Genomic DNA, 14,067 nt, shown 5'->3' with positions numbered 1-14,067 from the left:
TCCAGCTTAGTCGCGGGGGCCGACAACGCCCTGGCCCCGGCGTCCGCCCGGGCGTCGGCGATGGGGTGGGTCCGACGCGTCCGCCGCGGGCGACTCGGGGGCTTCGCCGTGCTGTCGGATGAGCTCGGCGGAGGCCTCCTCGGCGTGCCGCACGCGTCGGCGGGCGAACCAGACCGCCGGGCCCTTGGCGCGCCGGAGGGACTCGCGAGCCTCCCGCAGTTCCGCCTCGGCGATCAGTCTCCTGGCCGCCAGCTCTTCGGCCGCCTGCTCCTCCGGTGTCGTCGTGCGCACACTGATGCCCTGGTCGTCGAGACCCACGGCGATCCACGCGGCGGAGGCGAGGATGACGCGGCTCACGAGGTTGAACCACAGCATGAGGCCGATGAACACCGCGAAGGTCGCGAGCAACGGGTTCCGAGAGGCCCCGGCGATCACCGCACTGCTCGCGACGCTCAGGAGCGAGAGCACCAGACTGCCGAGGAGCGCGCCGCCGAAGAGGTTGCGCCACGGGATCCGGATCCGGCTGAGCACACGGTACATGGCGCCGAGGGTGACGAGGTTCACGACGACCGCGACGACCAGTCCGACGACCCGGCTGCCGACGGTCACCCAGAACGTGCCCTCCAGTCCGACGAGCGACAGCAGCCAGCTGAGCGCCTGGGTGCTGGCGACCGACAGCGTCGCGGAGACGAGGAGGAGGACGCCGAAGGCGAGCGCCAGCACGAGGTCGACGACCTTCAGCAGGAAGAAGCTCGCGGCGACCTTCGGGAGCGCGAAGATCGACCGGACCGCCTGCCGGGTGTAATACAACCAACCGATCGCCGTCCAGATGAGACCGATGGCGGCGATGACCCCGGTCCACCCGAGGAGGGATGCGCTCGACAGCTGCTCCTCGGCGATGATGCCTTCGCCGTCGGTGCCGATGAGGCCGGGGACGGCGCGGTTGATGATCTCCACCAGTGCTTGGAAGACCTCGGCGTTGTTACCGAGCCAGATGCCGGTGATGGCGAATCCGACGTAGACCGCTGCGAACACGGCGAAGACGGCCTGGAAGCTGATCCCGGCGGCCAGGAGGTTGCCGTCCATGGCGAGATACCGATGGATGACGCGATAGGGCTTCAACCGCATGACCCACGTCGTGGCGCGCTCCGCTCTCGCCGCGCGGGGCGCGAGTCGTCGGATGAACGGGTTCTCGCTGTTCTGGATCCACTGGAACACCAGCGGTGGCGGCGTCTGCTGGAGCCGCACCCTGGGGGTGGTGCTGACGTCCGGCGCGTCGGCGGAGTCCTTCCTCGGCGCACGCGGATTGGTCACCGGACCAGCCTACAAGCGGGCCGGACCGGGGGAGAGGCGGTGCACTAGGGTCGAACCATGCGCGAGGCGGAGGGGCAACGCACGTTCACCGGCACCGGCGTCGGACGCGGCGTCGTGGCCGGTCCCGTGCTCCGCATGCCTGAGCCGCTGCCTGAACCGAGTGCCGACCCGTTCGGCGGGGACGTCACGCTCGAACAGGCCCGTGCCGTCGCGGCACTCAGCGCGACGCGGGCCGACCTGGAGGAGCGGGCTCGACGAGCCGGCGGACATGCGCAGGACGTGCTCGAAGCGCAGGCGGTCATGGCCGACGATCCGGCGCTCGCGGAGGACGTCGCGACGCGCATCGCAGCGGGGCGTTCCGCGGAGCGCGCCGTGTTCGAGGCCCTGGCGACGGTCCAGCAGGTCCTCTTCAACCTGGGGGAGCCGATGGCGGCGCGCGCGACCGACGTCGGCGACGTCTCGCAACGGGTCATCGCGCGGTTGCTCGGTCGGCCTGTCCCCGGCCCGCCCGAGTCGGACGAGCCGTTCGTCCTCGTCGCCGCGGACCTCGCTCCGGCGGACGCCGCGCTCCTCGATCTCGATCGGGTGCTGGCCCTCGTGACGAGTGGCGGCTCGGCGACCTCGCACACGGCCATCCTCGCGCGCGAGCAGTCGCTCATCGCCGTCGTGGGCGTCGCCGGAGCCGAGCAGTTCGAGGACGGTGAGATCGTCCTCGTCGACGCCGGGGCCGGGGTCGTCACGGGGTCGCCGACGAAGCGCGAGGTGCGGTCGGCCCGGTCCACCGCGGCCGAGCGCGTGCGGGTCTCGCCGCGCTCGCCGGGCGAACTCGCCGACGGCACTCCGGTGCCCCTGCTCGCGAACCTCGGGTCCGTCGCCGGCGCGCCCGGTGCCCTGGCCCTCGGCGCTGAAGGGGTCGGGCTGTTCCGCACCGAGCTCCTCTTCCTCGATCGCGCGGAGGCGCCTGGCGTCGCCGAACAGGCTGACCGCTACGGCGAGTTGCTCGCGGCGTTCCCGGGGAAGCGCGTCGTCGTCCGGGTGTTCGACGCCGGAGCCGACAAGCCGCTCGCCTTCCTCCGACCGGACGACGCCGAGCCCAATCCGGCGCTCGGGGTGCGGGGCATCCGGGCGCTCCGCGCTCATGACGAGGTGCTCCGAGACCAGCTCACGGCGCTCGCGCTCGCACAGGACGCCCACGAGGCGGACCTCTGGGTGATGGCCCCGATGATCGCCGACCTTCCCGAAGCCGCGGCGTTCGTGACCCTCGCCAAACGGCTCGGGCTGCGCACGGTCGGGGCGATGATCGAGGTGCCGTCGAGTGCACTGCTCGCCGCGCAGATCCTCGGGGTCGCGGACTTCGTGAGCATCGGGACCAACGATCTGTCGCAGTACACACTCGCGGCGGACCGTCTCCTCGGGCCCCTTGGCTCGTACCAGGATCCGTGGCACCCGGCCGTGCTGCGGCTCGTCAAGCTCGTCGGCGACGCCGGTCTCGCCTCAGGGCGCTCGATCGGCGTCTGTGGGGAGGCGGCAGCGGATCCGGCCCTCGCGGTCGTGCTCGTCGGCCTCGGGGCGACGAGTCTCTCGGTCACCCCGGCCGCGCTCGGCGACGTCCGGAGCGAGCTGCGCCGCTACACGCTCGAGGCGGCTCGCGCCATGGCGATGGACGCCCTGAGCGCCGCGTCGCCTGCTGAAGCGAGAGCTGCCGCGCTGGCCTGACGTCGCTCGACGCGCGGATCTTCTCGCACGAACACGTCCGGCCCAGCGCGGTGCGCTGGGCCGGACGGATGAACCGGGTGTGGGCTAGGAGACCTTGCCGGAGATCATGGCCTGCTTGACCTCGGCGATCGCCTGCGTGACCTGGATGCCGCGGGGGCACGCCTCGGTGCAGTTGAAGGTGGTGCGGCAGCGCCACACGCCCTCCTGGTCGTTGAGGATGTCCAGGCGGACCTGCGAGGCGTCGTCGCGGGAGTCGAAGATGAAGCGGTGCGCGTTCACGATCGCCGCCGGGCCGAAGTACTGGCCGTCGGTCCAGAAGACCGGGCACGACGAGGTGCACGCGGCGCACAGGATGCACTTCGTGGTGTCGTCGAAGCGGGCGCGCTCGGCGACCGACTGCACGCGCTCCTTGTTCTTCTCCGCGGGCTTGCCGGGCATGAGGAACGGCTGCACCTCGCGGAACGACGCGAAGAAGGGGTCCATGTCGACGACGAGGTCCTTTTCGAGCGGCAGACCCTTGATCGCCTCGACGTAGATCGGCTTCGAGATGTCGAGGTCCTTGATCAGCGTCTTGCAGGCGAGGCGGTTCCGGCCGTTGATCCGCATGGCGTCGGAGCCGCAGATGCCGTGTGCGCAGGAGCGACGGAAGGTGAGGGTCCCGTCCTGTTCCCACTTGATCTTGTGGAGCGCGTCCAGGATGCGGTCCGTCGGGAACATCTCGACGTCGAAGTCCTCCCAGCGCGGCTCGGCGTCCACGTCCGGGTCGAACCGACGGATGATCAGGGTGACCGTGAAGGACTGGATCTCCTCCGGTGCCGCGGCCGGCGGGTTCTCGAGCGTTGCAGTGCTCATCGCTAGTACTTCCTCTCCATCGGCTGGTACCGCGTGATGACCACGGGCTTCCAGTCGAGCCGGATGTGGTCGGCCGCGTCGGACGAGTGCGGGTCGCCGGACAGGTACGCCATCGTGTGCTTCATGTAGTTCTCGTCGTCGCGCTTCGGGTAGTCGTCGCGCATGTGACCGCCACGGCTCTCCTGGCGGTTGCGAGCGGAGTAGACGACGACCTCGGCGAGGTCGAGCAGGAAGCCCAGCTCGATCGCCTCGAGGAGGTCGGTGTTGAAACGCTTGCCCTTGTCCTGGACGGCGATGTTCTGGTACCGGTCGCGCAGGTTGTGGATGGTGGCGGTGACGCCGGCGAGGGACTCGTCCGTCCGGAACACCTGGGCGTTGCGGTCCATCTCCTCCTGGAGCTCCTTGCGGATCGTGGAGATCCGCTCGGTGCCGTTGGAGTTCCGCATCTGCTCGATGAGGCCGGAGACGAAACCGGCGGGGTTCTCGGGCAGGGGCGTGAAGTCGACGCTCTGGACGTACTCGACGGCGTTGTTGCCGGCGCGCTTGCCGAACACGTTGATGTCGAGGAGGGAGTTCGTGCCGAGTCGGTTCGAGCCGTGGACGGACACGCACGCGCACTCGCCGGCCGCGTACAGGCCGGGGACGACGGTGTTGTTGTCGCTCAGGACCTCGGCCTTGACGTTCGTCGGGATGCCGCCCATGGCGTAGTGCGCCGTCGGCATGACCGGGACGGGCTCCGTCACCGGGTCGACGCCGAGGTAGGTGCGCGCGAACTCGGTGATGTCGGGCAGCTTGGTCTCGAGGACCTCGGCACCGAGGTGGGTGCAGTCGAGGTAGACGTAGTCCTTGTTCGGTCCGGCACCGCGGCCTTCCGCGACCTCCTGGACCATGCAGCGCGCGACGATGTCTCGCGGGGCGAGGTCCTTGATGGTCGGCGCGTACCGCTCCATGAAGCGTTCACCGCTCGCGTTCCGGAGGATCGCACCCTCGCCTCGGGCTCCCTCGGTGAGGAGGATGCCGAGACCGGCGAGGCCGGTGGGGTGGAACTGGAAGAACTCCATGTCCTCGAGCGGGAGTCCCTTGCGCCAGATGATCCCGACGCCGTCGCCCGTGAGGGTGTGTGCGTTCGAGGTCGTCTTGTAGATCTTGCCGAAGCCACCGGTGGCGAAGATGACCGCCTTCGCCTGGAAGACGTGGATCTCGCCGGTGGAGAGCTCGTACGCGACCACACCGGACGGCTTGTCGACGCCGTCGACGTTCGTCATGATCAGGTCGAGTGCGTAGTACTCGTTGAAGAAGTTGATGCCGAGGCGGACGCAGTTCTGGAACAGCGTCTGCAGGATCATGTGGCCGGTGCGGTCTGCCGCGTAGCAGGCGCGGCGGACCGGAGCCTTGCCGTGGTCGCGGGTGTGGCCGCCGAAGCGACGCTGGTCGATCTTGCCCTCGGGGGTGCGGTTGAACGGCAGACCCATGTTCTCGAGGTCGATGACCGCGTCGATGGCCTCCTTCGCGAGGATCTCCGCAGCATCCTGGTCGACGAGGTAGTCGCCGCCCTTGATGGTGTCGAAGGTGTGCCACTCCCAGCTGTCCTCCTCGACGTTCGCGAGCGCAGCGGCCATACCGCCCTGCGCCGCTCCCGTGTGGGACCGCGTCGGGTAGAGCTTGGAGATGACGGCCGTCTTCGCTCCGGGGCCGGCCTCGATCGCGGCGCGCATGCCGGCACCGCCGGCACCGACGATCACGATGTCGAACTGGTGGTAGTGGATGCCGTCGATGACGGTGGACTCGGTGGTTTCTGTAGTCACGGTTTCCGTTGCTCGGTCTCGGTTGCTCAGTTGGCGGGGCAGAACGACGCGAGCAGGTCTGCAGGTGCGCCGGCGGGGCACGGGTCGAAGGTGAAGACGACCAGGGTCCCGAGGATGATGAGGATGGTGACGGCGGCGAGGATCGCGACCTTGAGGACGCCGCGGATCGTGCGACCCGTGGCGTAGTCGTTGACGATGGTGCGCATGCCGTTGCCACCGTGGATCAGCGCGAGCCACAACATGGCGACGTCCCACCACTGCCAGAAGGGGTTCGAGAGCTTGCCGCCGACGAAGGCGAAGTCGATGGCCTTGATGCCGTCACCCACCATGAGGTTGACGAACAGGTGGCCGAAGATGAGGACCAGCAGGATCACGCCGGAGACGCGCATGTAGATCCAGCCCCACTTCTCCCAGTTGACGCCCTTGCGGCGCGCGGGACGGGCGGGGGTGCGGGGAGCGGCGATCGTCGTCATCAGTGGCCCATCTCGCTGAACACGTTGATCAGGTGGCGCGGCGTGAAGCCCAGCATCGTCACGACCCAGAGACCGATGACGATCCAGAACATGGGCCGCTGGTACTTGGTGCCCTTCGACCAGAAGTCGATGAGGATGATGCGGATGCCGTTGTACGCGTGGTAGGCGATGGCGGCGACGAGCGCGACCTCACCGAGCCCCATGATGGGGTTCTTGTACGTGCCGATGACCGCGTTGTACGCCTCGGGGGAGACCCGCACCAGCGCGGTGTCGAGGACGTGCACGAGGAGGAAGAAGAAGATGGCGACGCCGGTGATCCGGTGGAGCACCCACGACCACATGCCCTCACGGCCCCGGTACAGGGTGCCGGCCGGGCGTTTGGATGTCGTGGATTCCAACGGTGACGTTCGCGTGAGACTCGCGGTCACGAGGTCCTCCCTGATAGTCGCTATCTGCGGCAGATCGTTCTGCCGTGCGGGGGTTGTTGCCTGCCGTGCGTCGAATCGGCGCGCTGGACCAAGTGTAGGCGGGGGATGCGCCGTCCCGCCGCTAAGGCTGGCCTAACTGTCTCGACGTCGAGAGAGGCCGGACATCTGCGCGACGACCGGGCGACACCGGGTGTTCACAACCAGTTCCGACGTTTGAACACCTTGTAGAGGATGACGCTCGTGGTGGCCATGAGCGCGAGCGCCATCGGGTAGCCGAACCACCACGACAACTCCGGCATGTGGGTGAAGTTCATGCCGTAGATCCCCGCGATGAGACTCGGGCCGAACAGGATGGCGGCCCAGGAGGAGATCTTCTTCACCTCGTCGCCCTGCTTGAGGCTCGCCTCGGTCATCTTCGCCATCTCCTCGTTCTGGCGTTGACCGACGAGGGTGCTGTTCACGGTCAGGATGTCGCGCAACAGCTCACGGTAGGCGTCGATCCGCTGGTTGACGCTCGTGAGGTGGTCGGCGACGTCGCGGAGGCCGCGTTGCAGTTCGTCGGCGACGCCGTACTTCGCGCTGCCCTGTTCGAGCGACAGCATCACATCGCTGAGCGGGTGCGTCGCCCGCTCGAAGGCGATGACCTCGCGGGAGAGCTGGTAGATCCGGCGGGAGACCTGGGACTCGCCGACGAAGACCTGCTCCTCGATCTCGTCGATGTCGTTCGAGAGCCCGGCGACCACCGGGCCGTAGCCGTCGACGACGGCGTCGATGATGGCGTACAGGATGGCCTGCGGACCGTAGGCGAGGAGTTCGTGCTCCTGCTCCATCCGCGCCCGCACGTGGGAGAGGTCGGGGGACTCGGCGTGCCGCAGCGTGATGACGAAGTTCGGGCCGACGAAGACGTGCAACTCGCCGAACTCGACGGTCTCGGTCTCGTCGACGTAGTTGGCGGCCCGGAGGACGACGAACAGGACGTCGTCGTACCGCTCGATCTTCGGCCGCTGGTGCGCGGTGATGGCGTCCTCGACGGCGAGCGGGTGGAGACCGAACTCCGCCGCCAGGACGCCGAGCTCGCCCGCGTCGGGCCGGTAGAGCCCGATCCACGCGACGCCGTCCGGGGTCTCATGGAGTGCGCGGAAGGTGTCTTCGAGCGAGGTGAGCGTCGAGCTGCGGGATCCGTGGCGGTAGATGCAGGCGTTGACGATGCTGTTGCGGCCGTCGAGGTCCGCTGCGTCCGGCGGACCGACGGGGACCGGGGGAGCCTGCTTGCTGCCGAAGGACGGGATCGGGATCCCGAGGACGTTGCGTCCAGCCATGCTCGTACCGTTCTTTCTCACGCTCGATCTGGCGCTCATCGTAAACCCGTCAGATGACGCTTCCGTGCCGTCGTCCTCAGGGTGGAGCCTGGCGGTACGCTCGGGGGATGACCACGCCCCTCGAACGCTTCTACGCAGTGATCCCGGCCGGCGGCATCGGCAGTCGTCTCTGGCCGCTCTCGCGAGCCGACGCACCCAAGTTCCTGCACGACCTCACCGGCTCCGGCAGCACGCTGTTGCGCGCGACCTGGGACCGCCTCGCGCCGATCGCCGGCGACCAGCGCATCATGGTCGTCACCGGGCGTGCGCACCGAGCGGCCGTCGAACAGCAGCTGCCCGACCTCGCCGACGCCAACGTGGTCCTCGAGAGCGAGCCGCGCGACTCGACCGCCGCGATCGGGCTCGCCGCCGCGATCCTCGTCCGCCGCGAACCCGACGTCATCGTCGGCTCGTTCGCCGCCGACCACGTGATCCGCGGCGACCGGCTGTTCCGCGCCGCGGTCGCCCAGGCCGTCACGGCCGCCGAGGAGCGCTACATCGTCACGATCGGCATCCAGCCCACGGAGCCCGCCATCGGGTTCGGCTACATCAAGAGCGCCCGCGACCTCGGCATCCGCGGAGCCGAAGGGGTCATGCTGGTCGACTCCTTCGTCGAGAAGCCCGACCTCGCCACGGCCAAGCGGTACGTCTCGAGCGGCGAGCACCTCTGGAACGCCGGGATGTTCATCTCGCGGGCCGACGTCCTGCTCGAGGAGATCGGCCGACAGAAACCCGAACTCCTGGCCGGCCTCCTCGAACTCGCCGAGGTCTGGGACGACGCGGCGGCCCGCGGACCGGTCGTCGACCGCGTCTGGCCGGCGCTCGAGAAGATAGCGATCGACTACTCCGTGGCGGAGCCCGCCGCGGCCGCCGGTCGCATGGCCGTGGTGCCGGCGCACTTCGACTGGGACGACGTGGGGGACTTCGCCTCGCTCGCCAAGCTCAACTCCGGTGGGCGCAAGTCCGACCTCGCCATCCTCGGCGAGAACGCGCGCGTGCTCTCGGACGCTTCCAGCGGCATCGTCGTCAGCCAGACCGGTCGGGTCATCAGCCTCATCGGCGTGCAGGACATCGTCGTCGTCGACACCCCGGACGCCCTGCTCGTCACCACGAGTGCCAACGCGCAGCGGGTGAAGAGCGTCGTCGACGCCCTCAAGCTGTCCGGTCGCGACGACGTCCTCTGATCGGCGACCGCGGTGACCGCGCTGCGCGAGCTGCTCCTGCAGGCGGCCGCGCGTCTCCAGGCCGCAGGCGTCCGTGACGAGGCTCTGGCGGAGGTCTACACACCCCGCGGACTCCCGCTCACGAAGCGGGCACCCGCGCTGCGGCCGATCGGCCGGGCGTGGCGCCTCGGGGTCGTCCTGCTCTCGGCCGACGGTCGCCTCTTCACCGCGGCCGAGTCCACTCGGGCGGTGGAGCCGAAGTGGTTCAACCACCGCTCCTCTGAGGTCGAGCACCGTCGGATCGCGCAGCAGGCGGCGCACCGCGGCCCGTTCGCCGAAGGCGACGTCGTCAACTTCGAGGTCGTCGAGCTCGCGCTGGACGAGGCGTCACTCCGGGAGGGTTCGGGTCCGTTGCGCCTCGTCGACGACACGGTCATGCTCCGCTGGGCCGGGCACGACCTCGGGCTCACCCCGCTCGACGCCTACCTCGACGACCGCGTCTCACTCCTCATCGGCGAGTGACCCGTCAGTTCGCCCGAGAACGGGCGGACCGACGGGGCGATCAGATCGCGGGGCCGAACCACTCCGTGTAGAGCCGCCAGAAGTTGCGGTTGCCGTAGGCGCTGCAGGCGTCGCCCGTGCCCGAGACGTTCGCGAGGGCTGCGGGGTTCGGTTGGTACGGCGTGTAGAGGTAGAGGTTGGCCGTCGCCTGGTTGCGGATGTCGACCTGGGTGCCGCCGCAGGCAGCGTCGGGGCTGTACTGGATGTAGACCGATCCCAGGTGATACGCCCGCTGGTAGGACTCACCCGGCACGTTGAGCGGGTACAGCGTGTACTGCCGGAACTGCCATGCGGAACGGTAGACCTGGTTCTGGAACCCGAAGTAGTCCGCGTCGCAGCTCGCGCTGAAGTTCGGGCCGGTGTCGGGACAGCCCCAGCCCATGGCGCGCGCGTAGCCGTATTCGCTCGGCCCGGTGATGAGCGACTGCTCCTTCTGCATGAGGACGAGCAGCACCTTGGGGCTGATCCCACACGCGTGGGCGACCTTCGCGACGATCCTCGCCGCCGACTCGTTCACGGCACCGCGGTAGGCCTCGCAGTGTCCGGGCTCGGCCGCCGGGACGGACTCGGTGCTGGCACGGAAGTCCGCCAGGCACGGCACGCCATCTTTCGGGGTACAGGGCTGGGAGGCGAAGAACGCCTGGACGTCAGCCTCGCTCATGGCGTTCGCGTCGTAGAAGTTCGCGTCGCTGATGATCTCGCCCGGGTCGAAGTCCGTGCCGCGGACCGTGGGCTGCGCCGGCTGGGTGGGCTTGCCGGGGGCCGGCGTGGCCGGCTTCGTCGGCTTCGGGGTCGCCGTCGAGGGCGTGGTCGGCGAGGGACTCGGGGTGGGCGTCGGCGTCGTCTGCGTCCGGCTCAGCTGCGAGCTCGCAGCGGCCGCGGTCGCCGGCGTGGTCGGCAGTGCGCCGAGTGCGACGAGCGCACCGATGCCGAGCGCGGCGAGCAGCCAGGCCGCGGTCGATCGATGCGCACGGCGACGCCGCGCGGGCGAGGGGACCGACGGAGCACGCATGACGACCAGCCTAATCGGGACCGGTGACGTGCAGGGCTTGCGGCGGCCGACAACCGACGGATAGCCTGAAGGCACTGTGAAGAACTGAGCGAATCGACGTCCCGCGCCTGCGGCAGACCATCACGAACGTGATGTGCCCGGCGGGAATCCATCGAGGTACGCCAGACGCTTCCAGGTCCGCCCAGGAGTTCGAGCCCAGCGCTCGCTCCCGACGTGTCGGACGACGACCGTACGCGGCGTGCCCCATCTCGAAAGGGGCCTCCATGCGAGCACCCGTGACCCACGCGACACCAGTCCACCGCCGCACCGCTTCGAGGTTCGGGCGATCCATCGACATCCAGCAGCTCCGCGCCGACGGCGTCACCCGCTCCTACGGCGACCGCGTCGTGTTGCGCGACGTCGACCTCGTCGTGTCGGCCGGGGACCGTCTCGGCCTGATCGGCGAGAACGGCGCGGGGAAGTCCACGCTGCTGCGCATCCTCGCCGGGATCGACGAGCCGGACGACGGCGAGGCCGTCCGCCCGGTGCGCACCGGCATCCTCATGCAGGAACTCGAACTCCCGGGGGACACGACGGTCGGCGAGCTGCTGGAGCAGGCGCTCGGCGAGGTCCGCGCCGTCGAGCGGGAGCTCGAGACGTCGGCGGCGTCACTCGGTGAGCGGGGTACCGCCGGTGACGGTTCCGCCGAGCAGCGGTACGCCGCCGCGCTCGATGCGGCGGAACGCGCGGACGTCTGGACGGCGGACGCCCGGTTGGACGCGGTCGTCGACGGCCTCGGCATCGCCGCGATCGAACGGTCGCGACGACTCGGTGAGGTGAGCGGAGGACAGCGATCCCGCTTCGCGCTCGCCGCGCTCCTCGTCGCCAGACCGACCGCACTGCTGCTCGACGAGCCGACCAACCATCTGGACGACGAGGCGGTCGCCTTCCTCCGCTCCCACCTGTCGGAGTGGCCGGGGCCGGTGCTCTTCGCGAGCCACGACCGTGCCTTCCTCGACGAGGTGGCGACGGGGCTCGTCGACATCGATCCGTCCCGACCGGTCCCCGTCGGCGAGGCGTCCGGCGTCGTGGAGTTCGGCGGGCCGTTCAGTGAGTATCTCGGCTGGAAGGCCGCAGAACTCGACCGGTGGTCGACGCGTTACGAGGAGGAGCAGGCCGAGCTGCGACGGCTCGCGTCCGCGGTGCACGACGTGGCCCCGCGGATCAACCACGATCGGGGCATCCGCGACAACAACCGGATGGCGTTCGGCATGCGAGGCGACCGCGTCGAGCAGCAGATCAGTCGGCGGGTGCGGAACGCGCAGCTCAGACTCGAGGTCCTCGAGCGCGAGCAGGTGCGGCGCCCGCCTCGCCAACTCTCGTTCGCAGGGATCCCGAGCGGCTCGACGGTCCTCGACGAGGGGGAGCAGCTGCTCGACCTCGCCGACGCCCGCGTCGACGGCCGGCTGCACCTCGAACGCCTGCAGCTGGCGCCCCGGTCGCGCGTGCTGGTCACCGGGGCGAACGGTTCGGGGAAGTCGACGCTCCTGTCGGTGCTCGCCGGTTCGCTGCGTCTCGATGCGGGGACCCTCCTCCGGCGGAAGGGGCTCCGGGTGGGGCTCCTCGAGCAGGACGTCGCGTTCCCGGAGGCGGATCGATCACCTCGGGAGGTCTACGACCGGACGCTCGGCGAGGCGCGTGCAGCGCGGACCCCGCTCGCGGGTCTCGGGCTCCTGGCGCTTCGCGATCTCGACCGTCCGATCGGTCGGCTCTCCGTCGGGCAGCAGCGCCGTCTGGCCTTGGCGCTCATCATCGCGAGGCCTCCGCATCTGTTCCTCCTGGACGAGCCGACGAACCACCTGTCGCTCGCGCTCGCGACGGAGCTCGAGGACGCGCTGGGCGATTACCCGGGTGCGGTCGTCATCGCGAGCCACGACCGGTGGCTCCGTCGGCGCTGGACCGGCGACACCCTGATGCTGGACCGCCGCTGACCGGGATCCCGGTCGGTCCTGCCTGGGCACCGAGCCGCGCTCGGTGCCCAGGTCGGAACTGCAGCTACCCGGAGCGCAAGGCGCCCGTCGACGGGGTCGCTCCGCGCTCACGTGCGCAGGAGCGCGGTCCGGTGATGCGCGTCTGCGCATCGCCGTGTTTCCGGCGGATGACGCCGGTGCCACCGTTCTGTAACGCTTCGGTCGCGAAGCCGGGATCGTCCGTCCGGCAGTCGTCGCATTGGGTAACGTAACCCCATACGCCCCGTGACCCGCGGGGCTGCATCTTGGAGGCTACCTTGGCAATCTCAACTCGGAAGGCCGCTGCGGGCGCAATCGCCGGCGTCGGTCTCATGGCACTGCTCGCCGGCTGCGCATCGGCTCCCAGCACCGGCGACGGCGACTCGACCGGTGCCGCATCCGACTTCCTCCCGTGCATGGTCTCCGACGCCGGTGGCTTCACCGACAAGTCGTTCAACCAGCTCGGCTACGAGGGTCTGACCGAGGCGGCGAAGGAGCTCGGCGTCGAGCCCATCACCGTCCAGTCCGACAAGGCCGACGACTACAAGCCGAACCTGCAGAGCCTGGCCGACCAGGGCTGCTCGCTCATCGTCAGCGTCGGCTTCGCCCTTTCCGCCGACACCGTCACGGCCGCACTCGCGAACCCCGACATCGACTACGCGATCATCGACGACGCCGCCGACAACGACTTCGACGGCAAGGTCGACGCCCCGAACATCAAGCCGATCCTGTTCGACACTGTCCAGGCCGCCTTCCTCGCCGGCTACGCAGCGGCCGACTACTCGAAGACCGGCGTCGTCGGCACCTTCGGCGGCCAGCCCTTCCCGTCCGTCCAGATCTTCATGGACGGCTTCGCCGAGGGCGTCGCGTACTACAACGAGCAGAAGGGCAAGAGCGTCCAGGTCGTCGGTTGGGACGTCGCCGCTCAGACCGGTTCGTTCACCGGTGGCTTCGAGGCCAACGACACCGCGAAGCAGCTCGCCCGCACGCTCATCGACCAGAACGCCGATGTGCTCATGCCCGTCGGTGGCCCGATCTTCCTGAGCGCGATCGCCGAGATCCAGGAGACCGGTAAGGACATCGCGATGGTCGGTGTCGACGCCGACCTGTTCGTCACGAACGCGGACACCGGCAACCTCTTCCTCACCTCCGTCCTGAAGGACATGAAGGCCGGCGTCGGCGACGTCGTGACCGAGGCGGGTGGCGGCAAGTTCGACGCCGCCGCGTACATCGGCACCCTCGAGAACGAGGGCGTCGGCATCGCGCCGTTCCACGACTTCGAGTCCAAGGTCTCCCCGACCCTGGCCGACGAACTCGACACGATCAAGCAGGGGATCATCGACGGTTCCATCAAGGCGACCTCGGTCTCCTCGCCCGTCAAGTAGTCCCTCTTCACC

The 14,067-nt window shown here is 69.3% G+C and carries 12 protein-coding genes; 5 read left to right on the top strand and 7 right to left on the bottom strand.

Going from position 1 to position 14,067, the window contains the following annotated elements; all coding sequences use genetic code 11:
* Window positions 1-6: 6 nt before the first annotated feature.
* Window positions 7-1,314 carry a YihY/virulence factor BrkB family protein gene (locus AC4PMY_RS16765; protein WP_157583356.1) on the bottom strand — a complete coding sequence of 436 codons (1,308 nt, stop codon included), beginning with the start codon at window positions 1,312-1,314 and terminating at the stop codon, window positions 7-9.
* 57 nt (window positions 1,315-1,371) lie between these two features.
* On the opposite strand from AC4PMY_RS16765, the gene ptsP reads away from it, so the two are divergent.
* Complete coding sequence (gene ptsP, locus AC4PMY_RS16760; RefSeq protein ID WP_064294821.1) at window positions 1,372-3,030, top strand: phosphoenolpyruvate--protein phosphotransferase; 1,659 nt, start codon at window positions 1,372-1,374, stop codon at window positions 3,028-3,030.
* An 84-nt stretch (window positions 3,031-3,114) separates the two neighbouring features.
* Here the strand turns inward: ptsP and AC4PMY_RS16755 are convergent, their stop codons facing one another.
* From AC4PMY_RS16755 to corA, 5 genes are all read right to left on the bottom strand, one after another.
* On the bottom strand, window positions 3,115-3,882 hold the full coding sequence (locus AC4PMY_RS16755) for a succinate dehydrogenase iron-sulfur subunit (RefSeq protein ID WP_064294822.1): 768 nt from the start codon (window positions 3,880-3,882) through the stop codon (window positions 3,115-3,117).
* A gap of 2 nt (window positions 3,883-3,884) precedes the next feature.
* Complete coding sequence (gene sdhA / locus AC4PMY_RS16750; RefSeq protein ID WP_064294823.1) at window positions 3,885-5,687, bottom strand: succinate dehydrogenase flavoprotein subunit; 1,803 nt, start codon at window positions 5,685-5,687, stop codon at window positions 3,885-3,887.
* A gap of 26 nt (window positions 5,688-5,713) precedes the next feature.
* Window positions 5,714-6,160, bottom strand: a complete 447-nt coding sequence (locus AC4PMY_RS16745; RefSeq protein ID WP_064294824.1) for a succinate dehydrogenase hydrophobic membrane anchor subunit — start codon at window positions 6,158-6,160, stop codon at window positions 5,714-5,716.
* On the bottom strand, window positions 6,160-6,558 hold the full coding sequence (gene sdhC, locus AC4PMY_RS16740) for a succinate dehydrogenase, cytochrome b556 subunit (protein ID WP_079003985.1): 399 nt from the start codon (window positions 6,556-6,558) through the stop codon (window positions 6,160-6,162). The genes AC4PMY_RS16745 and sdhC overlap by 1 nt, the downstream gene beginning before the upstream one ends.
* 224 nt (window positions 6,559-6,782) lie before the next feature.
* The gene (corA, locus tag AC4PMY_RS16735; protein ID WP_071262530.1) at window positions 6,783-7,907 is read right to left on the bottom strand and encodes a magnesium/cobalt transporter CorA; all 1,125 of its coding nucleotides are present in this window, start codon (window positions 7,905-7,907) and stop codon (window positions 6,783-6,785) included.
* 107 nt (window positions 7,908-8,014) lie between these two features.
* On the opposite strand from corA, the gene AC4PMY_RS16730 reads away from it, so the two are divergent.
* Both AC4PMY_RS16730 and AC4PMY_RS16725 read left to right on the top strand, forming a co-directional pair.
* Window positions 8,015-9,130, top strand: coding sequence for a mannose-1-phosphate guanylyltransferase (locus AC4PMY_RS16730; protein ID WP_064294827.1), 1,116 nt, complete (start codon window positions 8,015-8,017; stop codon window positions 9,128-9,130).
* Between the two features lie 12 nt (window positions 9,131-9,142).
* Window positions 9,143-9,631, top strand: a complete 489-nt coding sequence (locus AC4PMY_RS16725) for a hypothetical protein (RefSeq protein ID WP_491623236.1) — start codon at window positions 9,143-9,145, stop codon at window positions 9,629-9,631.
* A 40-nt stretch (window positions 9,632-9,671) separates the two neighbouring features.
* Here the strand turns inward: AC4PMY_RS16725 and AC4PMY_RS16720 are convergent, their stop codons facing one another.
* Complete coding sequence (locus AC4PMY_RS16720; RefSeq protein WP_491623235.1) at window positions 9,672-10,682, bottom strand: LasA N-terminal domain-containing protein; 1,011 nt, start codon at window positions 10,680-10,682, stop codon at window positions 9,672-9,674.
* A gap of 263 nt (window positions 10,683-10,945) precedes the next feature.
* On the opposite strand from AC4PMY_RS16720, the gene AC4PMY_RS16715 reads away from it, so the two are divergent.
* A complete protein-coding gene (locus AC4PMY_RS16715; protein WP_491623234.1) occupies window positions 10,946-12,652 on the top strand; it encodes an ABC-F family ATP-binding cassette domain-containing protein in 1,707 nt (568 codons plus the stop codon).
* A 296-nt stretch (window positions 12,653-12,948) separates the two neighbouring features.
* Window positions 12,949-14,055: a BMP family lipoprotein gene (locus tag AC4PMY_RS16710; RefSeq protein WP_064294831.1), complete on the top strand. Its 1,107-nt coding sequence runs from the start codon at window positions 12,949-12,951 to the stop codon at window positions 14,053-14,055.
* Window positions 14,056-14,067 lie beyond the last annotated feature (12 nt).

The sequence above is a fragment of the Plantibacter sp. MDV22-iso1 genome (genome assembly GCF_058408345.1).
Note: the sequence above shows the minus strand (reverse complement) of the source record. Positions and strands in the feature narration are given on the sequence as shown.